Consider the following 25,211-nt stretch of genomic DNA (forward strand, 5'->3'; position numbering starts at 1 on the left):
GTCATGCAACTTAATAGGCAGCGTTGAATGGTAACGGTATAAGATGGATGCAAGTCGGCCAAGCGTCGGGGCTCCCAGCGGTCTGGCCCCGCGACAGGAGGAATTGGGCGTAGCCGCGGTTGTTCCGCATGCGGAACACCTCAGCGGGCGGCGATTGCGGGCACCATCAACCATTGAAGGCGAGGACCTTGGTACTGCTGATGGCGAAGCCATTGACCTTCGCCAGCTTGCGAATGGCGGCCGTGACTGTTTTGCCAGGCGTCACCACTTCCTCCAGGGCGCGGTGAAAATTATCGGACAGCCTGCACGGATGGGCCTCGATAACCCTTCGCAGACGCGTGCCCTTCACGGGATAGGTGAGACCCTGTTCTCGAATAAAGCGGTCGAGCTCGTGGCCAAGGGCGGTCGGTGCGTATCCCGACCGGGACCTGTGCTCCGTTCTGAGAAGCTCAGTTTCCGATGAAGGACCAGTATCGCTGGAATCACCCGTTCGATAGGCAGTAACGCCCTCAGGCGCCCCTTCATACAACGGGAGAAATCCCAAGCTCCTGACACGGCGGTGCTGAAGGCAAGCAAGCAAGGACTGCAGGGTCTCGTCCTGTGTGACGATCAACCAGGGGACATGTCTCAGGCGCGGGTTCTGAGCCAGCAAAGCGCCAGCATGGAAGACCAGCGCGGTGTCGGTTGTGGACTCCCCTTCAGGCGCTACCAGGCACTGGAATGATGCTTCCGGGTGCTGAAAGTGGCCCCAGCGATGCATGGAGCCAAGCTGGCCGCACACGATCACGTGGTCATCGCGCAGCCCCAGCAGGTTGAGAACTCTCGGGTTTCGGTAGCAATCGGCATTCACGATCAGCACGCGGGCGGGAAGCCCTTCCGTGGTGCGTTGCTGTGCCATCCCGCGGGCTACGTGCGCATTGCCGGGGGAGCTGATGGAACGGGATTGAAGTTCGGTCATGGTGACTCCTCCTGAGATGGAGCCAGATTAAGGCTACTGCTCTCCTCTTCCCCAGTCCCCAAGTGCCCTTGGAGGCCTGATTGGGACGGATCAGCGAAGCGCCCTCCAAGGCCACCTGCCAGGGCTTCGCAATTTGACGGATTGTCACAACGACGCCTATTCTTGGTCGTAGTGACTGCCAACCAGGGTGATGGCCCCGAAACGGCAACTGCTGCACGTCGACATACCTCCTTTCCTGCTGCCGGCAATGCTCCGGGCACTGCTAACCATCCATGCGCCATGGAGCGAAAATGCCGCTCGCAGAGGAGGAAAACTCATGTCAATAGACTTCAGGAAGTCCGCCGCTAAGGCGCTCCGCAAGCAACTGGGCGCCAGAAGGCCCTTGCCACTCCCACTGTCGTGAGCTGATTGCGGCCGCTTGGGGCCGCATGTCAGATGGGGCCTCATACCCAACCCGCACCCCCCTTCGGCCTTTCCAAAGTTCCGACTGGCGCGATGACGACAACTCGATGCTTCATGCCGAGGCCATCATCCTGGACCGGGAGAGGCTGTTCGATCGCTGCATCCACCTTGGGTACCCGAACTTGCTGGGCGTGATCCTCCAGCATGTTGGGAAGGCCGTGAGTCTGGCGGCCCAAGAGCTGAACCCCACCTCCCCACCCCGGGTGTTCTTCCGGCTTCAGGATTACCTCGCGGCCCGGACACAAGGCGAACACTGGCATGTGCCCGCATCCATGCTGGTCGGCACGCACCATGTCGCGGGGTTCTTCCAGCACTACCCTCACGCCAACCTGGTGGCCGAATCCGCTCCAGATATGCCGACCGGATACGCCCCTGGGAATGATGATGCGTTCCATGACTGGCACTTCCCCGCCCTGCTCCGGATCGGTGATCAGTATTGGCCACATCTGCCCCCTGAAGCCCAGCTACGCTTCCCCGATTAGCGTTACCCCACTGAGGTGGTCGTCAGCGTGGTGGGGGCTCGGGGCGTGAGCTTCGGTGACTGTATCGACCCCCAGACGTTTCCCTCCCCCTGGGCACGGGGAGAAGACGAAGACGAGATGGATGATGAGGAAGGGCCGGATGACATGACGCCGGCGCCAGGGGCAACCTGCGAGAATCATCCTGACCAGCCCGCGGTGATCGACGTCGAGTATGGACCCCTCTGTGAGGACTGTGCCGAACACTACCTCTCAGGGTTTATTCGCGAGTGACCTACCGGACCTGATTGCCGGGGTCATGGTGACCCCGGCCTTGAGAGCCTATCAGTGATGCTCAAGGGGAAGCTCGCACTGAGCCTGCCCCCGCCAAAGCCCCTCCACCTGAACGGCGCGGGACAATCCACTGCGGTATGCCTGTGGCGTCCCAGTCACCTCGGCGCAGGCATCCGCTCGCCACTCGAAGTCGAGTTCCGTTGGACACACTTGCATCGTCACGCCGTCGAAACCGGCGTAGGCGAGCTGAGTAAGCCGGCCATCCCTTGATGTCATGGCCACCTCCTCTGGCCATCCCACCACCACGTCCATCCATACAGGGCTGGCCTGGCGCCATTGCCCCCCTGCCCTCACCTCGCCGGTCAGCAAACACTGGATGCGACTACCTGGCACCGCCTGAGCCTGGGCTAACACCCTGGATGCTGCCTGCCGTCGCTTTTCATCGGCTCGAGTTCGTGCTTCTTCAGTTCGCTGCAGAGCCCGTGCCTGATCTAAGGCTGCCTGCTGCTTACGAGCCTCTAGCTGCTCTTCAGCCGGCAGCGCCAGCCACTCGGCTTCATCCATACCGAGTGGGTACTTCCCTGCACATCCTGCCATCGCTAGGGCTAGGGTGGTTGTGGCCACCATCTTGGCGATTCGCATTACCCCTCCCGTCCGTCGGCCCCGAGGCTGCCGATCATCTTGATAGCCTGAATATACTGTACTACGATATACCTAACTACGGTACACCGAGGATACTCACAGCATGGCCCGCAAACTGGTCAACCGCGAGGACGTCCACGCGATCGCAGATGCTCTTCTGGCTGAAGGGGTAACACCCAGCTCGACGCGCATCTATCAGCGCCTTGGGCATGGCTCCCTTTCCACCATCACTCGGTACCTCCGCACCTGGGAGTTCCAGCGGTCGTCAGATGAGCGACTAGACGCCGCATCCAATAGCGTGCCCTCGAGCATCTACAGCGCCTCATCTCGCCTTGCGACCAAGCTCTGGGAGACCGCAAAGGAGGAAGCCGATAACGCTCTAGCCGAGCAGCGACGCGTACTCGACGAACGGGAGGCGAGCTGGCGCCAGGAAGTAGAGTCGGCACAAGCTATCGCTGACCAGGCCAATGAAGCTCGGGCCACGGCAGAGCAAGAGGCTCTGGAAGCCCGGCGGGAGCTGGAGAAGATTCGGCAGGATTTCGGAGAGCTCATGGAAGGCTACGATAGCCTTGCCGCGGAGAGAGGCCGGTTGAGGGACAAGACTGAAGCTCAGGGTGAGAAGATCGCCAAGCTTCGGAACACCCTCACCGAAAGCGAAAAACAGAGCCAGGAACGCCTTTGGCAGAATAATCAGCAGGCCAAAGAGCTCAAAGCATTGACCGCCCGATCAGAGCAGCTCGATCGCCAGCTGCGTGACGCCCTGAGTAATCTGGCGAAAGTGAGCCAGCACCGCGATGATCTGCAACAACATGCGGACGATCTCAGTCATCGTCTGATGGTGAGCCAGGACCGCTGCGACCAACTGGAGAAAGATGTCCGGGAGACCAAACTGAGCCTTGCGGAAGCCCGGCAATCCGCTCGTACCGCGGAAGAGTCCGCATCGTCAAACGCAGTGGCCCTTCAGGACGCTCAGCGGGCCGTGTCTCGCTTGGAAGCCACACTTGCGCTCCGTGACGAAGCTTTGCAGGAGTGTAGAGCAGAGAAGGAAGAACAGGCTGTTCGTCTCCGGGACACTGAACATTCCGCGTCGGAGCTCAACGGCCGCTTGCTGGCGCAACAGGACCAGGTGCGTCAGCTCTATCGCGAACTCGGCAATTGCCAGCGCCAGCTGGGCCTTCAGGATGGGGGCGAGGGAATCGACTAACTCCTCGCTTCCCTCCGGGTCTCCCATGGAAGGCGTCGTCCTGCTCCCTTCAGGTGGAAGGATGGCTGCAAACGAAAACGCACTGCCCAGGGAGCCCCGCATGGATGCCATTGCCACGCCCATTGCCGATTCCGCTGCTGTCACTGACTTCATTGCCAGGTGGAAGGGCGTCCCGGCTTCTGGCGTGCCTGGGCCGCGACGACAACATCGATATCCTGCATGAGGGCCTGCTCCGACTGGCGATTTGGCGACTGACCTCGCTGAATGGCGGCGAACGTCCCAAGCACCTGACCCTGGATATCGACGGCCTGCCGATCCAGGTACACGGCCACCAGGGCGGCTCGGCCTACCTCGGCCATGTCGGCGCGCGGAGCTACTCGCCGCTGATCGCGTCGCTGGCTGAGACCGGCGATATGCTGGGCGGCCTGCTGCGCGAGGGTAACGCCGGTCCGGCCGAGAACGCCAATACCTGGATTCCGCACCTGGTGCGGCGGGTCAACGAGGCCCTTGGGGCCAAGGTTCGGGTCCGTATCGATGCCGGTTAGTACGTCAGCCAGCAGCAGTCGATCCTCGTCGCTCGCTTCGTCGCAGAGCACCTGGGCGCGCTGTACCAGCAGCGCCAATCGGTCTCCCTGAATGAACTCTTGCACCTGGCGCGCCGCCCTCACGCTGGTCAACTTGTCATCAAGTTCACGCAGGCTAGCGGCTTCCTCCAGAACCCTCTGGTGAATACTTGCCGTCTGATTCAAGAATCACCCTCGCTCTCAGGTTGCTCTTTGGCAGGCCGGTTGATGACCAGAAGCTGCTGCCTGGCACGAGTTGCTGCCACATAGTTTTCAAGGCGGTCCAAAAGGCTATCGCGACTGCCGGCATCGAGAATCGCCACGGCCTTGAACTCCAGGCCCTTGATGCGCTTCTTGGTTCCGAAGCGAACCCCACTCTCCTCCTGGCCAGGGTCGGCCTGGCGCGCCTTCAGCTCCACCGTAGCAAAGCCGTTCGACTGAAGGGCACTGATCACACGAGAGTTGATCGGGGTCAGGCAGATCTCGTGGGTCTTGAGCTGACCACTTTCGGTAAGCCCCATCACCCACGACACCACGGCGCTAGCCACCTCATCGTCATCGCTGCAGGTCACAAGCTGCGGCTCGGGGCCATGGAAGATGGAGCGATCCCCCTGGGTGATGGCCTGTTCGCCGTCCAGGTCGTCGACCTCCACACCCTCCAGGGCAGCGTGGGCCCAGTCACGGATCTCCTCGCTGGTGCGATAGTTGATCTTCAGACGACGCGAGCGACCACGCACCTCGATGCCGGCACGGCCAAGCGGCACGGCCACCGGGTTGTAGATGCGCTGGTGGCCATCGCCCACCACGCAAAGCGGGTTATCCAACTCCTGAGCGATGGGGCTGATGCTGGCGACCAGGCGAAGGGCCTCCAGGCTGAAGTCCTGGATCTCGTCGACTAGCACGTGGCGGTAGCTTGGAAATTCACCGCACTCCACCACCTCTCGGGCCTTGTGAATCAGGCCGTCGAAGGTCAGCAGATTGCGGCCGGAGAACTGACGGCGCACCTCGATGAAAACCTTCCAGAGCGCCTTGCGCTGCTTGCGCCGAAGCGGCTTGCGGCCAGAGCGCACCACGGTGAGGTACTCCTCCTCGGTGGTAATGCCCATGGGGTCGATGATCTGCTCGAACTCGTCGCGGACAAACTCTGGCGTGAATTCCAGCTCGGACGCGGCCGGCATTGCCATGACCTTCTGCCAGACGGCTTGCAGGTCTTCCTTTTCGGCGATCTTCCCCTGCCACTGGGCGCGCGCACAGATCGTCCTGGCAAGCTGATGCAGGTTGGTCACCTCGATGCGATCGATGACGCTCGGCGCCAGCTTCTCCATCAACCCCTTGATGGTGACCGAGAGGTTGGTGGTGAAGGTGGTGAGCAGCACCTTCTCGTCACCGCTGCAACGTTGCGCCAGCCAGGCTGCGCGATGCATCAGGGCCACGGTCTTGCCGGTACCGGCTGCCCCGAAGACCTTCATTGGCCCGCGGGTGTGCCACTCCACCAGCTTGCGCTGGTAGGGGTGCAGAAATACCCGCCACTCCTCGATATCCTCGCTGAGAATCTCGCGCAGGTGCTCTTCGCCCTGTACCAGCACCAGATCCATGTTGGTGATCTCGGCCAGGTGGCTGAAGTCACCGGGTCCAGTCGGCTTCTCTATCTCGTCGAGCGCTCCCAGCATCTCGTTGATGGCCTCATCCAGGGGCATGCCCGAGGCCACCCCGAAAAGTACCTGGGCCGCCTCAGGGGGCAGGTAGTCGGCCAGGCGCTCGAAATCATCGTCACTGCGCACTGCCCGAACCGCCGGGATCAGCGCCTCAGGCACACCGGCCTGGAAAAGCTCGTCGTCGGTCAGCTCCTGCAGGACATAATCCGGAAGTGCCGTAGAGGGTTCGGCAGTGGCGGCCTCAGCCCCTTCCGGCTCCGCCGCCTGGAGGGAGCGCTGAGCCTCCTCCACATCGAACACCTGCAAGGTGCCCAGCGCCAGGTGGGCCTCGAAGCGCTTGTTCAAGCACCACTGGTAGGCCTCGTCATGGTGATCGATATGCATCAGCAGGAAGGTATCGCCCTTCTCGGGGGCAATCACGATGGCGCGATACTCCAGACCCACACGGGCGCTGCGCACCTTGCTGTCCTTGGCCGCATTGATCGGCTCCAGGTGGATGCTGGCCTGGGTGCTGTCCTCCTCGAATTTCTGGGTCAGCTCCACCACTTTCTTCTGTACCTTGGCCGGCAACTTGCCGAAGTTCTTCAGCACGTCCCGGTGCAGCATCATCTTCGCCATGGTCACTCTCCTGAATTGCGTTTCGGCAGCTGCTCGATGCACCACTCCTCACCGCGAGCCTGCATATCGCCATCGGTGATCACTCGCCAGCCGGCCTGCCGCCACTTGGCGGCGAAGCTGGCCTGGTCACCCACCAGCAGGGCCACGGGAGGCGTCGCCTCCGGCCAGGCAAGCTCGGCAAAGGGCTCATCTCCCAGGTCATCGCTGTAGTGCTCCACCTCGGGGAATTCACAGCCTCGGGCCGCCATCTGTCTCACCAGCTTCTCGAGGGAAGAGAGCGTCTCCTCGACGACCTCCTGCCACTGGTCGTCCAGGCTCACCTCCGGCATCAGCGTAGGCTCGGCGATCACACCGCTCTCGACCTCGGAGGTGGTGAAGACGAGCATCCGCTCCAGGAACTGGAAGAAGTTGGCCAGGGCGTGGAAACGGCGCCAGCGCAGGCGATAGGTCTCCTCCGCGCTGCGCTCCTGCTCGCTGTCGCCCAGGCGCAGCTCGACCGTCAGGTTGGTGTAATCGTTGAGCAGCAGCTCCTGGCCGAGGCCATACACCATCAGGTCGTCGCTCAAGGCCAGCCTCTGGGCGATCCAGGCCCAGTCACCGCGATCCTCTCTGCCCAGAGGCGGTGCCGAATAGCCCGCGCGCCACATCCCGAGGGCGGAGTTGAACAGGCTGGCGTCCTGCCCGATGCCGCTGCTGGCCAGGCGCATCAACGCGAAGCCTCCTACCACCTGGCCGAAGCGCTGCCACCCGTCAGCCCTGGGCGACATCAGGAACCCCTTGAGCTGGGTGAAGGCATCACCGGTAGCAGCGCTCACCTGAGGCAAGGACGATTCCATCTTGCTGCGCCACTTGAGCAGCACATCGTCGGTCATCCAGGCGGACAGGAACCGGAAGCGATCACCCTCCGGCTGATCAAGATCGTCCCAGCTCAGCGACCAGACCCAGTACCGCTGGCTCTCCAGGATGGCTCGGCGCTTGAGGAAGTCGTCGGCCAGGCGTGACTCGGCTTCATGGGGCTTCACATGGAACTCGAAGCCATCCAGGAAGAGGGCGATCGGCCGGCAGATATCATCGTCAGGACGCAGCAGGAAGTCGGGCTGGCAGCCCACCGACACCCCCTGGGCACTGCCCAGCAGGGGCTGAAGCTGCAGCGACCAGACGCGGCCGTCACCCAGGGTGAACTCGAACCCGCGGGTGCCGCCGATCAAGACCTCGCGCCAGTCATCCTCCCTGCCACGCTCCACTACCCAGTCGCGCAGACGATTGACGAAGCGCTTCTCCAGCACGCTGCCGAACATGGCCCGGGGCTTGATCTCGTCCAACTCCCGCTTGGACTCGCGACTCTCGCCAGCCGCGATCAGCCGACGCAATAGCCGGATGCCCTGCTCGCGGCTGATCTGGTCGGCGCGGTACTGCAGGTGGTAGGTGCGCAGGCAGCGATAGCAGCCATCGGTGTCGTCTTCCGTCTGGTGCAGCTCACGGCAGGGGCAGTGCTCCAGCGCGGCAAGAGAACGCCGAAGCACATCCATCACGCCCTCGCCCGCACGGCCCTGGTCGTCCACCTCCTGGAACAGCGCCTTGAGGAAGCCTGTGCCCCCCGGTACTGCATCCATCAGCACCAGGTAATGCTGGGTCACTCCCAGCTGCAGGTTGGGGATGACCTGCTGCTGGACCAGCAGGTGGCCGGGATCGCCCTGGAAGCGCAGCCGCATGCCCAGATAGATGGCGGCCTCCAGCGTGGCCACGTCTTCCGGCTCCACGTCGGGCAGCAGCAGGCGAACCGCCTCGGAGCGCAGTTCACGATAGAGAAAGACATGCTTCCAATCGTAGGCATCATCCCTGCGCCCCTCGCGGTGGCGACGCTGGCTCTCGCGATGCCCGGAACAGCTGCGACGATGGCGTACCTGCGCGGGGCCCTGCCCGGGCTCGGCGGCCATGCCGCAATCCCCACAGATAAGAAATCCTTCGGAGGAGACCTTCTCCTGGCCAAAGGCGAGGTCACGGTGCTGATCCTGATAGCCGGCGTTGACCTGCCTGAGCACCATGGCCGAGCGGTATTCGATGCCGAACGGCTCAGCATCGTTGCCCACCGCTCCACTGGCCTGCTCCACCGTCTGGTCGAAGGAGGTCACCAGCTGATAGCGCTCGTTCTCGCGTTCCTCACCCTTGTCGGCGGAGAGGCTGTCGTAGTACTCCATGTAGGAGACGGCCTGGGAGCGGGCGAACTGCAGGAAGTTACGCTTCTGACCGAGGTCAGTCTGGCTCTCCGGCCCATCGTGGCCACACTGCGGGCAGGCCGGCACCGCCTCGGGACGCTGGACCTCGGCGGCGTGGCGCATATGGCCACAGCGGCCACAGATGGCCCACTCGCCCATCAGCGGCTGGTTGCGCGAACCCAGCTCGATCTGCTGGACGGCGAAGCGGTGGCTGTGGGTGTAGAAGTGGTTACCGGGCGCCAACTCCCGGATGGCTTGTGATCCCGAACGCACCAGTTCGATAGGTGGTCGGGTCTCGATCACTTCGCCATCTTCGCCCTTGGGGCGGCGACGGTAGATGGAACCGGAGAAGCGCACCCCACGCTCCGGAAAGGCGTAGTTGGGCAGCAGGCCATGCTCGGTCAGCACCTCCAGCGCACCGATCTCGTTCAGCTTGCGCTGGCGGGCGCGCAGGATGCGCTCTTCGTGCTCGATCTCGGCCCTGTCGATCTCTTCCGTCGCAGGCTCCAGCTTGTTCTTCTGGTCACGCAGGCGCTTGCGGGCGTTATCCAGCAGCTGACGTTGCAGCTGGAACTCGCTGGCGGCTCGCTCGATGGCCTCTCGCAGCCGCTCTGTGCGCGACTCCCCCAGGAAACGCTCGCGGGTGTCGTCCCTGGCATCCTGGGCGAAACGTGCCATGAAGCGCTGCTGAAGTGCCGCCTCATGCTCCAGCATCCACGCCAGTAGCCGCGGGATATGCCCGGCGCGATTCTGGATGACTTCATCGACCAGCTGCTTGCCGGTGCCGGGCAGGTCAGTCAGCACGCCTTCGCGCACCGCCTGATCGAAGCAGAACGCCAGATACTGACGTACCAGCACCGCACTGGCATCCAGCCAGCAGCCCGGCGGCTCGATCTCACCCGCCAGCAGCGCTTCCGGTCGGGCGTAGAAGAACAGGTCGTGGGGACGCTGATTGATCACGCTGAGGATCAGGGCCGTGCCCGTCTTGCGCCCTGCCCGCCCGATACGCTGCAGGTAGCTCGCGGCGCTGGGCGGAATGGAACAGAGCATGGTGGTCGAGAGATCCCCGATGTCGATGCCCATCTCCAGGGTGGAGGTGGCGGTCAGCACGTTGGGGTCATCGGCATGACTGCCATCGTTGAAGCTGGACTCCAGCCCCTCCCGCTCCGGCGTATCCAGCAGCCCTGTGTGCTCATGGGCAAACACACGGCGCAGGGCGCCCTTGCGATAACGCGTCCGGTAGTAGTTCTCGCGCTCACTCAGTTCCGCGGGGCGGTATCTTCCAGTGGCATCCTGGTAGGAGAGGCTCGGGGCCTCTCGCCACAGCGAAGCCTCTTCAGGGGGACGATAGAGGTAGTAACCGCTGCTGTCGCAGCGCAGCTTCTCTCCGCTCGGCAGCAGCCGGGCTGCCGCATCGCTGATTGCATACCACGCCTTGTCGCCGTCCTGATGCAGCCTACGCAGCAGGCCGGCGCTCTCTCCGGCCTCCAGGAAGGCGGCCAGCAGGTCGACCAGGGTGGCGTCGTCCACCCCTGGCAGTTGCAGCACACGCCTCGCCCATACCAGCTGCCAGGGCTGCATCTGGCCATCGCGCGGCGGCACCAGCATATGGTCGTGGTGCTTGTCGGGGTGGGTCGTCCATAGCCGGGGTTGATAGCGCCCATGCGGCGGGTAGGTCTCACGCCCCTTGACCACCTTGCCGAAGGGGTACTTGCTCCAGTAGTTCTGGCGGGCATAGCTGCTCAGGTAGGGGTGATGCAGACCACCCCGTTCGCGCTGCCGGTGCAGCATGCCCAGCACCCAGAGCCGCAGCGCCTCGTCGCTCAGCTCTTCAAGGCGTGGGCTGATGCGGGGGAAACGCTGCCGCAGCGCCACCAGGGTGTCATCGATGCGGCCCGGCTCCCAGCCGAGGGTCGCACTGGCATGGCTCTCCATGGTGCGGCCATGGGTCAGCATCAGGCTGAACTCGCTGGTCGCTTCCCAGGTGAGGCGCTGGGCCACCTCATCGAACAGCTCCCTCGGCGGCAAGGCATCTGGATCGAGCGCGTCCCGATAGTTCAGATAGGGCTCGTACTCCCGCAGATCCGGCGGGATCAGCGTCGCCATCGACTCCTTCATCTTGCCAGGCCGCCCGGGCTCCGGCTCGGCCCAGTACGCCAGCAGCCGCTCCCCCACCTCCTGCAGGGGCACACCCGTCTCTCCGGCGTCATCGATCAGGTGCTGCAGGGCCGTGCGCAGAGTGAAGTGATAGGTACGCGCCGAGAAGAAGCCCGCCCGGTGGCTGGCATCCTGCACGCTGTCGGTGAAGGCCAGCAGCTTGGGATCGCTGTTGAGTACCGAGCCGAACACCTCGTCGATGGCCACGCTGGCGATGGTGGCCGCCCGGCTACCGATGAACATCAGGCTATCCAGGGTGCGGCAGTGCGGGCAGCGGCGCACCCCGATCCGCTGGCCGTTGTTGCGGTGGTCGTGCTCGTGGACGACCTTCACCGGGAAGGTACGCTCCTCGGTCAGCGGACAAGGCCCCGGCCCCTCGCGCAGCACCAGCGAGCCGGGTGCGAGGTGCCAACGCAGCCCCTCCAGCTCCTGTTGCCCACTGGCGCTGACCGGATCATCGCCCTCGCGCCAGGGGCTCAGCATCACCAGCGTCGGCTTGGGCTGCCCCTCGAAGCCCCAGGCCTCGTAGATGGGCGGCACCTCATCGGCCAGCTGCATGCCGCGCACGCCGTGCTGCTCGATGGCGGCATCGGCATCCAGGTCACGCAGTCCGACCCAGGCCAGATCGCCGCACTCGGTGCAGTGCACCACCGGCAGCTGGTGGCGCCCCTCGGGGGGCGGGTTATCCAGCCAGGCAAAGGCCGGATCCTCGTGGACCAGGGCACCGATACGCCGCAGCTCGCGCAGCCACAGCTGCACCTGGGTGGGTACCAGCGGGAAGGCCTTGCCGCTGCGCAGCTCGCGCGCCTGGGCCACCAGCGCCAGGAACGCCATCAGCACCTCGCCCCGCTGGGTCAGGTCGCCAACCGAACGGAAGGAGAAGTCCTCTCGCGCCAGCTCGCGCAGCAGTTCCAGCCAGTGGGCCGGCGCCTCCTGGGTGGCCACCAGCAGCTTCTGGAACAGCGGGTGCCGACGGATCCACTCGCCCAGCGCCACGCCCCAGCGGGTAGGGTCATCCAGCTGGGCGAGAGAGGCCTTCAGCTTGGAATAGTGCGGTGTCCACTCTGCCCAGCGCGGATCATCGGCTTCGACCGGGTGAGTCGGCCCGCCGAACAGCGAGGCCATGCGATAGGCGTAGTGAACGGCATCTTCCCGATGCTGCGGCTCGCACTCCTCCGCCGGTGGCAGCGCCTCGACCTCCAACTCCGGTACGCGCACCACCTCGTCGACTCGGTAGCGGTCCTCCTGGATCACCGCATCGTCGCTGATGGTCTCCTCGAACAGGGTGCTGGCGAAGTGACACAGCTTGTGCAGCGGCCCCAGCGTGCTCTCGTCATCGCCCCCGGCCACGGTGGCGCTGGTCCCCACCATGCAGAGCTGGCCACGCCGAATCGAGAAGCGCTCCTTCAGGCGCCGAATCAGGCAGGCCACGTCGGCCCCCTGGGCACCGTCGTAGGTGTGCAGCTCGTCGAGCACCAGATAGCGCAGCAGGCTCGGGTCGGCCTGGTTGTGCCGCCAGATGCTGACGTCCTTGGGCCGCAGCAGCAGGTAGTCGAGCATCTTGTAGTTGGTGAGCAGGATATCTGGCGGATCCTTCTGCATCGCCTCGCGGTTGGTGATCGCCTTGTAGGTCCACTCACCGCTGCCATCCTGGGCGGGCTCTCTTATCAGCTCGGCATAGGTGCCCGGCTCGGCGCCCTCCTCCTTGCTGGATGATGACGCCATGCGCCCGGTATAGAGCCCCACACGCAGCCGTGCCCTGGGCTCACCGCCCACCATGTCGCTGAGCAGCGGTGACTTAAGGATCTCCTCGGCGAAGCGACCCGCCTGGTCCGCGGCCAGGGCATTCATCGGATAGAGAATGATCGCCTTGATGCCATCGCGCTTGCCCGCCTCGTGCATCCGCAGGCAGTGATCCAGCACCGGGTAGAGGAAACATTCCGTCTTGCCCGAGCCGGTGCCGGTGGTGACCAGCGTATGCAGCGGCTGGTTGCCTCCACGGGTGGTCAGGCGGCGCCAGCTGGTCGCCTGATGGCGGAACGGCACATAGGGAATCTCGATATCGAACAGGCCGGAGATATCCCCCGAATCCAGCCGGAATGGCCGGCGTACCTGCACCCAGGGGCCCTTGAAGAGGCCGTTTTCCGGGTCGTTGAAGAAGGCCTCCAGGGCCTTCTCGGTGGCATTGTTGCGCAGGCGGAAGGTGGCCTGCAGGTAGTGCAGCACCTGCTTGCGGACTTCCTGGGCCAATGTAGCGGGCAGCATGCCGTCTCCTCACTTGTCCGTGTTACGGGAAGGCGCTCAGCTTCCGCCAATCTGGTAAGGCCAGATCGACCTCGCCGTCTGGTAGAGGGCCTGTCCTCTGTGCTCGATGGTTGCCTCATTCCATTCCCGCAGAGCATCCGACTCGCCTTCCTTGGGCGGATGGAAGTAGCGATTGAGGTTCAGCTTGCTGTACTTGCACAGTTCCGGGCGCTTCTGGTCCCAGGAGGCGTTCGAAAGCGAAGGGTTGAGACTGCCGGTGATCAACGTCAGGTTGCCGAGCGTATGCAGCTGGCGATTTCTCTCCTGGTTGAAGGCCAGGCGCTTCTCCGGGTCGGCCGCCACGTCCTCGGGCATCGGCCAGCTTGCCTGCCACTTGACCGGCATGATGTGCTCGATGGTGAGGTTGTCTGGCAGCGGTAGCGCCTCGCTCTTGCGGTCCTCCTGGGCGAGATCGATCGCTCCCAGTACGGCGCGGATCTTGTACTGCGCCAGGTGCTTGTAGATCGGCGTGTTCAGGATGCTCTGGCGCAGCTCGTCATCGGTCGGGAAGCGCACGCTGTCACCCTCGTTGGCCTGGAGCACCTCCTGCAGGATCTGGGCCGTGATCTTGCCCCGCCTGTCCAGCGCCTTGATGACATCGATAAACAGCCGGTTATAGTTCTTGGTCGTCATGCAGCAGATCATGCGCCGCACCAGGAACGACTCCAGCACCACCAGCACCCGGTCGAACTCTCCCTGATCGGCAGGCAGCAGCTGGTCACTGGCCAGCAGCAACAGCGGGTAGACGGTGGCCGTATCCACCGCTTGCAGACGATCCAGGAAGGTGGCCAGGCGTAAGCCGGCCTCTGGCTCCGCGAATTTGCGAAAGGCGCGGGCGTAGCGAGACAGCGACTGCAGGTGGGATTCGATGCTGTTGGGCTGGGCCGTCAGCTCAGAGCCTTTTTCTCCCTCCTCCAGGGCGACGACATACTCCTTGAAGGCCTCGAAGAGGTGGGCGCTGCGCACGTCCTCCCTGAGCATCAATGCCAGGTAGTGCTGGAGGAACAGGTCGATGCGCGGGCGCTTGGTACGCCCCTGCTTGACCTCCTTGCGCCAGAACTTGGCATCGAAGGCCTTCCAGTGCTGCTCGTAGAGCGACTCGATATCCTGCCCTTCGGACTGCGCCCGGCGAAACAGGTAGTTCTTGATCAGGTCCGCAGGCAGCAGCTGGGTGCCCCGGGCGTTCAAGGTCTCGAAGATCACCTGTGACTCATCGTCATCGCTCAGGTTGATCACCACCACCTGCAGCGCGTTGCTCACCACCTGCCACAGGGCATCGAGCCGCTCATCCAGGTCCGGCGCCTCTTCACCAGGCTTCTCATCCAGCTCACCGTGGAGCCAAAGGGCCAGCTGCCGGTAGAAGTAGCGGTAACCATCGATGACCTGCTGATTCTGCTCATGAAGCTTGGGCTGCTCCTGGAGACGCTGCTCCAGGGGCTCCAGCCCCCCCACCCCATGCACCAGCTTGAAGGCCTCACGGTCACTGTTGGTCGGCCACACCTTGTAGCGCTCGTGCTCGAAATCGACCTTGCTGGCCTTGTTGCCTACCAGGTCGGCGAAGCGTTCGTAGTACTTGCCGCTATCGAGCTGGTGACAGATATCACGGGCGGCGATCATGAAGATCTGCAGGGTAGTGAAACGCTGCTGGCCATCGATCACCTGGTGAGTCTCGATGGAACCGGCCACATTGCGCATCTGCTCCAGCACCACCGCGCCCAGGAAATGGGTACGCGACTTCTGGGTACGCAGCCGGTGATCCATCAGGCCCTGGATATCCTCCCACAGCGGCGCCCAGTTCTGCTCCTCTCGCCAGACGTAGGGACGCTGAAACAGCGGAATCTGGAACGATATGGTCGAGTCGAATATCTGGTTCAGGTCTCGTGCCTTGGCATCCATGTTGAGCAGTACCTCAATTCCCGTCGTGTTCTCGAAATATTCGCGGCCCGACAGTGCAGGCTGCCAATGGCTACAACGTCAGCCGCTTCTCCGGCTTGAGCCCCAGCTGTGCCAGGGCGCGTGACTGCTTGCTGCCGGGTGTAATGGCGTACTTGCCGGAGGCGATCCAGTGGAACCGGTGTGGCTTCAACTCACGGAGGGCGGCGGTTCGCAGCCACTGCTGCAGCCAAGTCTTCTTGTTGCGCATCTCGGAAACCGCCGAGGTGTGGGCCGGGTGCACCTCGATGAAGTGCAGGGTGGCGTCATGGGCCACCACATAGTCCCAGCGGGCGGCGTTGGGCTGGGTGCGGGCCATGGCTTTGTCGATATCGGCGCTGCCGTGGCACTGACGTGAGTCACGCAGCGACACCCGTTTACGGTCTTCTGCCTTCAGCGCCTGGAGGCCCGGGCGATGGGCGCCATTTCCCAGGTCAGTCTCTACCGCCTCGGGAAAGGTATCCTGCAGGCTCATTCATCGCCCCCCTGCATCACCCGGCTGATCACCTCGGAGGCGCGGCTGCTGAACAGGGTGAGGCCGCCCCAGTCGGCGACCAGGTCGTCGTCATCCAGGGGGTCGAGGGAGGAGATATCCCGCGTGTTGACGCCACCGGTGGCCTCCGAGTGGAAGTAGAAGCTGCGCAGCGTCTTGTCATTGAGCACCGAGCCGAAGACCTCGCGCATGCCCGGCGAGTTGGGCAGGTCGAAGAGTTCCAGCAGGTCATCCACGCCGCCGTGCTGCTGCAGGGTACGGATCGCCCAGGCGGCCTCCAGCAGCAGCGGCGAGTGAGTGGAGATCACCACCTTGTAGCCGCGGTGCATCAGCTCCAGGCAGATCAACAGCACCGACTGAATGGCCTGGGGGTGCAGGCCCATCTCCGGCTCCTCGATGATCACCCAGTCCACGCCCTTGCGGCGTGCCGCCCCCGCGGAGGGCATCAACCAGTAGAGGCTGAACAGCAGCGGCATGAACTCGCGCTGCCCGGCCGACCAGGCCATATAGGGCAGCGTAGCCTCGCCGACGTTGATGACGATGCGTTTCTTGAGGTCATGGACCTGCTGGGAGACGCGAGCGCCGTGGAAGATGCTGGCGTCGATACGCTCACGCAGCACCTCCTTGAGGCGGCTCTTGATCGGGAACAGCTGGTTGTCCTTGCCGCCCAGGCCCTGCTCCATCAGGCGGCGCAGCTTCTCGCTGAAGCTCTTGACCACGAAGGGGTCCAGCGCCTCGAAGCTCTCGTAGCTGCGGGGTCGGCCCTGATCCAGTGTCAGCACCCGCTGGGCCGGCACGAAGAATACCGACTCCTCCTCGCGGGCATTGCCGCCGCGCAGGGCGTTGAGCTCGACTGCCTCACCGTCCAGCGCCACCCGGGTCTGGTCGCCCCAGATGCCGCCCATGCCCTCGCCGAACATCAGGGTCAGCAGCGGGTCGCCGTTCTCACCGTGAGCATCGGCTTCGTAGCTGTAGCCGTAGCGCTTGAGCGTCTTCACGATGGGGCCGTGATCCTGCAGCAGCTTGAAGAGCTGCAGGAAGACGCTCTTGCCGCTGGCCTGGGGCCCCACCAGCAGGGTTAGGTCGCCAAACTCGACCTTGGCACGGTCGATCTGGGCCAGGTGTTCGACGCTTAGCTGTGTCATGTCGGCTGCGCTCTTCGTTCGATGATCACTTCAGCTTACTCCGCCATGGCCGAGGCCTCAGCCTCGGGCACACCGATACCCAACCGCTCGGCGAACACGCGGTAGGCGGTGCGGTAGTCTTCGATGCGGTCAACGTGGCGGAACGGCGGATAGAAGGTGCGAGTGACGGTCTGGTAGCCGTTGTCGATATCCCAGCTGACGGTCAGTGGAGAGGTGCCATCATGGTCGGTGCGGGCTTCGCGTACTTCCTTACCACCGGCGTCCTTGCGTTTGGTGTTCGGGAGACGTTGCCCGAGGCTATCGTACTCATCCGCTTCCTCATAAGCTTTCATTACCGGAAACTGCACTGAGTATGCATTGATAAGCGCTTCAATACTTACTCCCAAAGAAAGAGCCACCAATACATCTATTTCAATTAATGCTTGCCTTCTTGAAAAACACAGTCTCAAGGGAGAGTACATATCCCACCCTCCCAAATCACCCCAGCTCTTTTCATGAGCATTGTTCAAGCAAGGATCTTCTACCGTCCAGCCTTCCGGTATCGAGGAATCATAAACACTATTCCAAAGAGGGGCATAATCCTCTGATAAGCAAATTAACCGGAGGCAGCGAGATATCAAGCTATTGGCGGCTTCACCTTCATACACAGGCATCCTCTCAAGAAAAATTCCATAGCAATGCCCTGTGCCTGAAACTTTAATGAAAAAGTCATGCACAATCGAAATATTTCCCGCCGTATAAAGAGCAAGTTTTCTTAAATCAGAAAAGGAAATCCCAAAACTCGTGATCAAGTGAATAACACCAGGAGGAATAATAACAGGCATCAAGGTTCTTTCATTTCCCGATTTCGCCATCTCCCGATTGAGATATCGGTACCTTCCGATATAATCTTCCCCCAACCCCCTAGCCAGCACTTCTTTTTGGAAATTACTCATCCCGCCAACTTTATCCCCCAACCTAAAAAGCGATCTCCTTTTTGGAGACTTAGGGAGGTTAATTAGATCTAAAGAGTGATAACTCCTATTGCTCTCATAAATAGTATTGGCATTTTGATGGTAAGGGTTTGCAACATAATAATGCGGCCCAGAGACCACAAACTCTGAAGCAACCTTACTTTCATAAGTCGGCTTTCTATCTTTACTTAAAACCCCCTTTTTTTGCATCGCAGTCTCATCAAACATTACAGAGGATTTCAAGTAACCGTCTGCAAGCTTTAGCTTAAACTTAGAAAATTTCTCAAGGACAGGGACAAAATCTTCACTGTGTAACTTAGGAAGCTTACACCCTCCCCCGCCTTCTTCTTCAAATAGTCTTGAAAACAATCCAAGCTCTTTTTTAGTTATTCTTACTACACGCCTAAGATGCCCTGATATCTCCCAATCCCCCTTAGCATCTTTTATTCCGGGAACCACACCTTTTCCATCATCATTATAGCACGCAGCTATAGTTTTTGGCTCAAACAAGTTGAATATAGCATCGAACTCCACCTCCCCACGAGAAGATCGCATTACATTAATTGAGAAAGTCATTTGATTATGCACATCAGCAAAGACACCAACTTCATTGTTGAATTGAAAATGCTTCACAACATGCGCATAGAACCTTTCTCTAAACCTCCCCCCTTTACTATCAGAAAGAAATTCATCTGGACATAAGATTCCGCTAACACCAGCTGCGGCGACTAGCCTCCATGCCTCCTCAATAAACTTCTTATACAGATTTGCCTTAACACCGCTTGAATCAGGATAGTACTTCCTTTCTCCCAGGAATTTTTGCCCCCCCAAGGACGAGGTAACCCCCTGAACATATTTTCTTGCACCAATTACATTATCGAAAACATATTCCAGCTGTTCATTGAGTTCATCCGCCCCAGCTGCTTGCACCCCCAGAAGTGGTTCAATCTCATATAAAACATATTCTTTATTCCAGGCAACTTTCAGCCACGGCGGGTTACCAAACATCAGATCGAAGCCCTTGGGCTCGGGCTTGTCCTCCACCCGCGGTCCCAGGATCTCGGTAAAGATCAGCTCCCAGTGGTGGTAGTGCTGCTCGTTGGCGGTGGCACGGCCGACGCCGAACCAGGGCACCAGCTCGCTGAGATGGGCGGCATCGGGCAGCTGGGCCTGGCTGGCCTGGAACAGCGCCTCCAGGTCGATATCCTCGCCCAGCTGGATATCCAGCATTGCACGGGTGGCCAGGTCATCGGTGCCGATCCCCAGCAGCACCTCGGCGGCGGCCAGCCAGGCCTCGCGGCTGGGCAGCGCCTCGGCCTGCTCCAGCGGCCAGAAGTAGAAGCTGCACCAGCTGTCCATCAGCAGGCGCAGGCGCTGGAAGGCGCCGGACTCGGCCTCCAGCCTGGCTTTCAAGCGCTCCTGATGGCGCAGGCTGGGGCCGGGGCGCAGGGCTTCGACGTCGTTCTGCGGGGTGGGCCAGACGCTGGCCGTACAGGCGGAGTGGGCCAGCGCCCGGTGGCGCTCGGCGGCATAGTCGGCCCATAGCACATCGATGCGTGCGCTCAGCGCCTCAAGGCGGGCCAGCTCCTCCGGGGAGATTGTCTGCTTCACCTGCTTGTTGCGCCACTGCTTGATCTGTTCGCACTCCTCCGGCCAGTGCTGCCTCATCAGCTTGTCGGTGGCGGCGGGGGCCATCTCCTCATCCCACACCAGGAAGTGGTAGATCTCACCGGGCTTTCGCGCTTCGCCGGGCTTGAGCTGGCGGGGCACGTGGGCGTTCTTGCCGTAGTGCTTGCCGGCCCCCAGCTGCACCTTGCTCCATACGCTGCGCCGCGCGCCTATCAGGCTGTTGCCGGCGCGCAGGCGCAGGCCAAACCAGGGCGTGGCGGCCGGCCGGTGGACGGGGGGAGTATCTTCACTGCCGGGGTGCTCCATCAGGCGGTGAATGGTGGCCAGCCATAGCGAGAGCGCTCCCAGCTCCACCGCCACCGGGTTGAGGTCGACCCCGTAGACGTTATGCACGGCGATGTAGTGGCGCACTCGGCGCAGCTCGTCCTCGTAGTCGCTGGGGTCGATACTCTGGCCGAGCTGCTGCTGCTTGAGCTCCAGGTAGCGGTGGGCCAGCTGGTCGATGGCCTCCACCAGGAAGGCCGCCGAGCCCATGGCTGGCTCGCAGACCTTGAGCGCGAGCACCTCGTCGGCCTGTTCGGGCGTGAAATCCTTGAGGCGCTCCTTGAGGGCCTCCTCCACCAGAGTGCGGGTAAGCACCTCCGGAGTGTAGTAGGAGGCGCTGTTGACCCGATCGACCCCGTTGAGGTGGAGGATAAACTCGCCGGTGCGGTAAATGCGCGGCTTCTGGGTACGGTGCTCCAGCACCACCTCGCCCTTCTTGAACTCATCCAGCCGCGTGGCGGGCACGAACCAGGTGGGCTGCTTGGGGTCCACGGCGTTATCCAGCATGGACTTGATAGTGCGCCCCTGCTTGATCTGCTGATGCACCTGGATCAGGTCTTCGGTGGCGAAGAAGCCCTTGTAGGAGAGCAGCCCCTCATAGACCGAGCCGAGCTGCACGATGCCAAGCTCTGCATAGTTGATACGACCGATCCGCCTGCTCTGCTGGGAGGTACCCAGGCTCAGGCTGCGGATCACGCCGTGCAGCACCCGGTTGGGCAGCTTGACGCGGCTGAGCAGCGGCGTGGCGGCGGGGTCGAACAGGGTGGCGGTCAGCGGCTCGATGGCAAACAGCTTGCCGGGGGTGTAGCCGTCGCGGCGGCTGTCGGCCTGGCGGGGCTGGGCATCCTCCAGCGCCAGCTGCTCGCCGCTGGGGCTGCCAAAGAGGCTCTCCTGGCTGGGCAGGCGGCCGAACTGCGGGCCATCGCTCTCCTCCTCCTGCGCCAGGCCCTCGCGGGCCGGGTCGAAGCCCTCGTAGATCAGTTGGAAGAGCCACTCCAGATGCTCGGCGATATAGGTGCCCTGCTCGGTGGTAGTGCCGGGCTCGTTGGCGTCCACCAGGTCGCGCAGGGCCTCCAGGCTGTAGCCCAGGCGGTAGACGTCGTCGTTGATGGGCAGGATGCCCAGCTCGCCACCGCGGGCCTCGGCGTAGAAGCAGAACAGCAGGCGGTAGACGTAGATCAGCGCATCATGGCGCAGCTGCTCGGCGGTGATCTCGCGGCTGCCGTCGGGCAGCGGCGCCTCGCGCTCGCTGAGCTGGCGATAGCCGAGGTTGGACTGGCGACGCGCCTCCACCCAGCCGTTGGCGATGGCCTGGATGGCATCGCGCACCGCGCCCTGCAGCTTCTCCGAGACGCCGTGGGTGCTCTTGAGGCTGCCCTCCCGCAGGCGCTCGTGGAGCACCTCGTCGCTCTCGCCCTGGGGCGAAAGCGCCTCCACGGAAAGCAGTGCACAGATAGCCTGGAAGGTCTCGGCCTGGCGGCGGCCATAGGCCTCTTCCAGGTCGATCCACAGGTAGCGGCCCTGGGCATAGGTCTGGGCGTCGAAGAGGTAGACCCGGGCACCGGCCAGCAGCATTACCCAGCGGGGGGCGTCCTCCTGCTTGAAGAGGTTGGCGATGGCCTTCTCCCAGCTTTCCTGCAGGGTAGGCAGCTCTTCTACCAGCCGGCCCGGGGCCTGCACCTCCTGCTCCAGCGGCTCCTCGTCGCTGTCGCCGCCGGACAGGCAGAACGGCGCCTGCAGGGTCACCAGCCAGGGGCGGTTATGGCGGTTGAGGCGCAGCAGGGCCGGCAGCTGCTTCTTCTCGGTGGCCAGCTCCAGGGCGAAGGGCTCGGGGCGATAGCCCAGGGCATCAAGCAGCGCCGGGTGCCAGGCATCCAGCTCCTTCACGCCGGCGCGGCTGCGCAGCTCGGGTTCCGGGAAATCAAGGGCCGCGGTCTTGGCCTTGAAGTAGCTGTCGCCGAGGGCCGCCAGGCGGCGCGGCGCGGACTGGCTGCCCTGCTCCTTCCAGGCCTTGGCCAGGTCGCGAATATCCTTGGCAAAGCCGTTCTTGTCGGCCAGGTAGTGGGCGGCGTAGTAGTCGCCGACGTTCTTGATTGCGGTATCCAGCGCCATTAATTCACTCCTTCCACGACCAGCACCAGCCGGGTGGTGGGCTCATCCGTCGCCCGGTAGTGGGCCCACATCCAGTGTTCCTTGCGGTCTTCCAGGTACTTCTCCATCTCCTCGCGCTTGTTGCGCAGCTGGGTGGCACGCTTGCCCTCCGGCGGCAGGCCGGCGAGCTGCGCGTCGATGCGTGCGGCCCAGCGGGCGAACCAGTCATCCAGGCGTCTGGTTTCCTCCTCCACCCGCGGCCAGATCTCGGCGCGGCGCCGGTCCTTGAGCTGCTTGAGGTGATGGAGGCTCTGGTCGACCGCCGAGCCCAGGAAGCTCTTCATCAGGTGCTCGGGCAGGCTGCCCTGCTTGCCGGTGTTGGTGAGCTGGTCGAACTTGACCTCGGCCAGCGCCTCCTTGAGAGGGCGAATGCGGAACTTGCCGCCCTTGCGGAAGGAGACCGCGTGGGGGTCGACGATCAGCGGCGTGCCGGCCCGGGAGCTGACCTGGCCGATGAAGCAGAAGAGCAGCTCGCCGGGCTCCAGCCAGGGAGAGCTGATCAAGGGGGCCTCGCCGCGCGCCTGAAGCATCATTAGCCGCTCGGAGAGCCACTTCATCACCGGGTGCTGCTCAGTCAGCAGCAGCTCGCGGGACCACTGGCCCCTCTGGGCCAGCGCGGCCTGGATGGCGGCATTGGCACGCCTGGGGCTCTCGGTGAAGAAGAGCTGCTTCTCCGCCGGCCAGGCCTCTTCCGGCATCGCCGAGGCGCCATAGACCATCTCACTGTCCACCCAGGGGGCCCCCAGGCGGCGGGCAACTTCGCGGGGCGGGGTGAAGATCAGCTGCTCGTCAGTGTTATCAATATCAGGCCAGTCGCGGTTTTCAGCCCGCAGAGTACGATAACCGTCTGCGAGGAACTTGGCGTTGCTCAGCAGGCGAATGCGCGAGTTGTCCTGCAGGCCGGCGGCGTCCTCGGTAGCGGCTTCCTCGCCGTCGTCATCCCCGAGCAGGAAGTCGAGGTCAAAATGGCTGGCATCGTGCAGGAGGGACTCCAGCTCACCGGATTCACCGTCGCCTTCCTCCTCCAGGCGCCGCTTCAGGCCCTCACGATTGGTCACCAGTCCCTCGCCGACGGCATCGGTTTCCTTGTCGGGGTCGTAGAGTTTGAGCACGCTCTCGCCGGTACGGGTGGAGCGGTTGATCTCCTCCACCTTGTCGACCAGGCGCTGGAAGATCTCGCTGTCGCCCTCCAGCAGCCCCTCGCGGGTCTCCACCATCAGGTAGCGGATGATGGGCGGGTGCTTCTGGCCGAAGCGGTCGATGCGGCCATTTCGCTGGATCAGGGTGATGATCGACCAGGGCAGGTCGTAGTGGATGATGTGATGGCACTGGTGGTGCAGGTTGACGCCTTCCGAGGCGACATCAGTGGCCAGCAGCAGGCGCACCTCGCTGGTACCGGTACCGAAGGACTCCACCGCGGCGGCCAGGGCGCTGTCGGACATGCCGCCATGGATGGCGGCGATGGTCTGCTCGGCCTGGTCCTGCTCCTTGTCGGAGAACTTGAGCTTGAAGTGGCGCGCCAGGGCGGGAGCCAGGGCCTGCTGGGTCACGCGGCTCTCGGTGAACATCAGCAGCCGTGGGCTGTTGGCCGTGCCATCCCAACCCATGGCCTCCAGCTCACGCACCAGCGCCTTGAAGCGGGCGCTCTCGGTGATGGTCAGCTGCTCCAGCTGGCGAGTGAGCAGGGCAAGCTCCTCGACTTCCGGGGAGCCGGGGTCCTGGCGCTTGATCTGCGCCAGGCGCTTGCTGGCGGTAGAGAGACACGCCTCGGGGCTTGAGAGGAACGCCTTGTACATGCCCCAGCTGACGATGGCCTGGCTCTCGATCTCCTTGTCGAGCACCCGCTGACGAATATGCGCCAGCTGGTGGTAGACGCCCTCCTCGGCTTCGCTGGCGTGGGCGGTGGTCTGCTCAAGTGGCACAACCTCGCGCTCGGAGAAGTTGCTGCCCGCCTCGGCCTTCACGTCCTCCTTGAAGCGCATCAGGAAGAAGGGGGCGATGTCCTTGGCCTCGTATTCCTGGAGATTGGGGTCTGGCACCGCGGAGGGGTCGAGCAGGCTAATCAGACGGCCGAAGGTCTCGCGCTTGCCGTTATGAGGGGTGGCGGTGGTCAGCAGCATGCTGTTGGTGCGCCGCGAGAGGCGACGCGCCAGGCGGTAGCTGAGGTGGCGCCCCGGGTTGATGCCGCCGGAGACGTTATGCGCTTCGTCGATTACCACCACGTCCCAGCGTGTGTTCTCCAGGAAATGGGCGTAGCGGCCGATATCCTTGAGGGTATCGATGGAGATGATGATGCGCTGGTAGACCTCGAAGGGGTTCTTGGAGGCCGGGATCTTGAGCTGCAGCCTGGAGAGCGCATCGGAGTCCATGCGCACCAGCGGCAGCGCGAAGCGGTTCCACAGCTCGGCCTGGAACTGGGAGAGCATCGACTTCTTGGCCAGCACCAGGATGCGGTTGCCCTGCCCCCGCCGGATCAGCTCGCTGAGGATCATGCCCACTTCGATGGTCTTGCCGAGGCCCACCTGGTCTGCCAGCAGCAGCCGCGGGCGGAGCTGGTGCAGGGCCCGATGCACCGCCTCCTTCTGGTACTCCATGGGCGTAAAGGCACCCATGTCCTCGAAGTTGGGCGCCGGGTCGGTCAGCGGCATCTGGCGCAGCTGGGCTTCCAAGAAGAGCCGGGAGCGCGAATAGCCGTTGGATTCATCGCGTACCAGGGCCGTCTCGCGAGGGTTGACCTCCTTGATACGGTCCAGCTGGGTGAGGAAAGCGGCCTCGTGGCCACGGTTGAGATCGTCCACCCCAGTACAGAAGACGATTTGGTGCTGGTAAGTCCCCGCGGCATCCACCCGCGAGACTAGCCATTCGGCATCACGACATACGACGCGCATGCCAGGCGTGAACACGGTTCCCATGCTGCCCTTCCCTTGTCTGCTGCGTAACGGCCCGCCAATCTCCGGCAGAGCTCCCGCCCCGAGCCTTTCAGGTCGTGACCGCTTTTCGTGTTATGGGCTGAGCCATACTCAGCCGATTTTGCTCTCATCCTAAAGGTTTGG

General features: G+C 63.0%; 11 protein-coding genes and 1 pseudogene. 3 read left to right on the top strand and 9 right to left on the bottom strand.

Annotated elements, in window-relative coordinates; all coding sequences use genetic code 11:
• Nucleotides 1–166: 166 nt before the first annotated feature.
• Nucleotides 167–958, bottom strand: coding sequence for a hypothetical protein (locus CR157_RS17195; RefSeq protein ID WP_110284766.1), 792 nt, complete (start codon nucleotides 956–958; stop codon nucleotides 167–169).
• A 509-nt stretch (nucleotides 959–1,467) separates the two neighbouring features.
• Between CR157_RS17195 and CR157_RS17200 the strand changes: the two genes are divergently transcribed.
• On the top strand, nucleotides 1,468–1,902 hold the full coding sequence (locus tag CR157_RS17200; protein ID WP_110284767.1) for a hypothetical protein: 435 nt from the start codon (nucleotides 1,468–1,470) through the stop codon (nucleotides 1,900–1,902).
• A gap of 321 nt (nucleotides 1,903–2,223) precedes the next feature.
• On the opposite strand, the gene CR157_RS17205 is transcribed toward CR157_RS17200, so the two are convergent.
• The gene (locus CR157_RS17205; protein WP_110284768.1) at nucleotides 2,224–2,814 is read right to left on the bottom strand and encodes a hypothetical protein; all 591 of its coding nucleotides are present in this window, start codon (nucleotides 2,812–2,814) and stop codon (nucleotides 2,224–2,226) included.
• A 103-nt stretch (nucleotides 2,815–2,917) separates the two neighbouring features.
• Between CR157_RS17205 and CR157_RS17210 the strand changes: the two genes are divergently transcribed.
• Both CR157_RS17210 and CR157_RS17215 read left to right on the top strand, forming a co-directional pair.
• Nucleotides 2,918–4,018 carry a DNA-binding protein gene (locus tag CR157_RS17210; RefSeq protein WP_110284769.1) on the top strand — a complete coding sequence of 367 codons (1,101 nt, stop codon included), beginning with the start codon at nucleotides 2,918–2,920 and terminating at the stop codon, nucleotides 4,016–4,018.
• Nucleotides 4,019–4,188: 170 nt separating this feature from the next.
• Nucleotides 4,189–4,560, top strand: a pseudogene (locus tag CR157_RS17215) (transposase); the annotation flags it as partial.
• 203 nt (nucleotides 4,561–4,763) lie between these two features.
• On the opposite strand, the gene CR157_RS17220 reads toward CR157_RS17215, so the two are convergent.
• From CR157_RS17220 to CR157_RS17250, 7 genes are all read right to left on the bottom strand, one after another.
• Entirely contained in the window at nucleotides 4,764–6,854 is a 2,091-nt protein-coding gene (locus CR157_RS17220) for a UvrD-helicase domain-containing protein (RefSeq protein WP_110284770.1), read from the bottom strand.
• A gap of 2 nt (nucleotides 6,855–6,856) precedes the next feature.
• Complete coding sequence (locus CR157_RS17225; RefSeq protein ID WP_110284771.1) at nucleotides 6,857–13,492, bottom strand: DEAD/DEAH box helicase; 6,636 nt, start codon at nucleotides 13,490–13,492, stop codon at nucleotides 6,857–6,859.
• Between the two features lie 36 nt (nucleotides 13,493–13,528).
• Nucleotides 13,529–15,427 carry a DUF262 domain-containing protein gene (locus CR157_RS17230; RefSeq protein WP_110284772.1) on the bottom strand — a complete coding sequence of 633 codons (1,899 nt, stop codon included), beginning with the start codon at nucleotides 15,425–15,427 and terminating at the stop codon, nucleotides 13,529–13,531.
• 70 nt (nucleotides 15,428–15,497) lie between these two features.
• Nucleotides 15,498–15,938 carry a hypothetical protein gene (locus CR157_RS17235; protein ID WP_110284773.1) on the bottom strand — a complete coding sequence of 147 codons (441 nt, stop codon included), beginning with the start codon at nucleotides 15,936–15,938 and terminating at the stop codon, nucleotides 15,498–15,500.
• Nucleotides 15,935–17,101 (bottom strand): AAA family ATPase, encoded by a 1,167-nt coding sequence (locus tag CR157_RS17240; protein ID WP_110284774.1) that lies wholly within the window; start codon nucleotides 17,099–17,101, stop codon nucleotides 15,935–15,937. The genes CR157_RS17235 and CR157_RS17240 overlap by 4 nt, the downstream gene beginning before the upstream one ends.
• Nucleotides 17,102–17,136: 35 nt before the next feature.
• Nucleotides 17,137–22,119, bottom strand: coding sequence for a hypothetical protein (locus CR157_RS17245; protein ID WP_110284775.1), 4,983 nt, complete (start codon nucleotides 22,117–22,119; stop codon nucleotides 17,137–17,139).
• Nucleotides 22,119–25,070: a DEAD/DEAH box helicase gene (locus CR157_RS17250; RefSeq protein ID WP_258364214.1), complete on the bottom strand. Its 2,952-nt coding sequence runs from the start codon at nucleotides 25,068–25,070 to the stop codon at nucleotides 22,119–22,121. Before CR157_RS17250 ends, CR157_RS17245 begins: the two co-directional genes overlap by 1 nt.
• Nucleotides 25,071–25,211 lie beyond the last annotated feature (141 nt).

Source organism: Halomonas sp. LBP4 (assembly GCF_003202205.1).
GTDB lineage: Bacteria > Pseudomonadota > Gammaproteobacteria > Pseudomonadales > Halomonadaceae > Halomonas > Halomonas flagellata.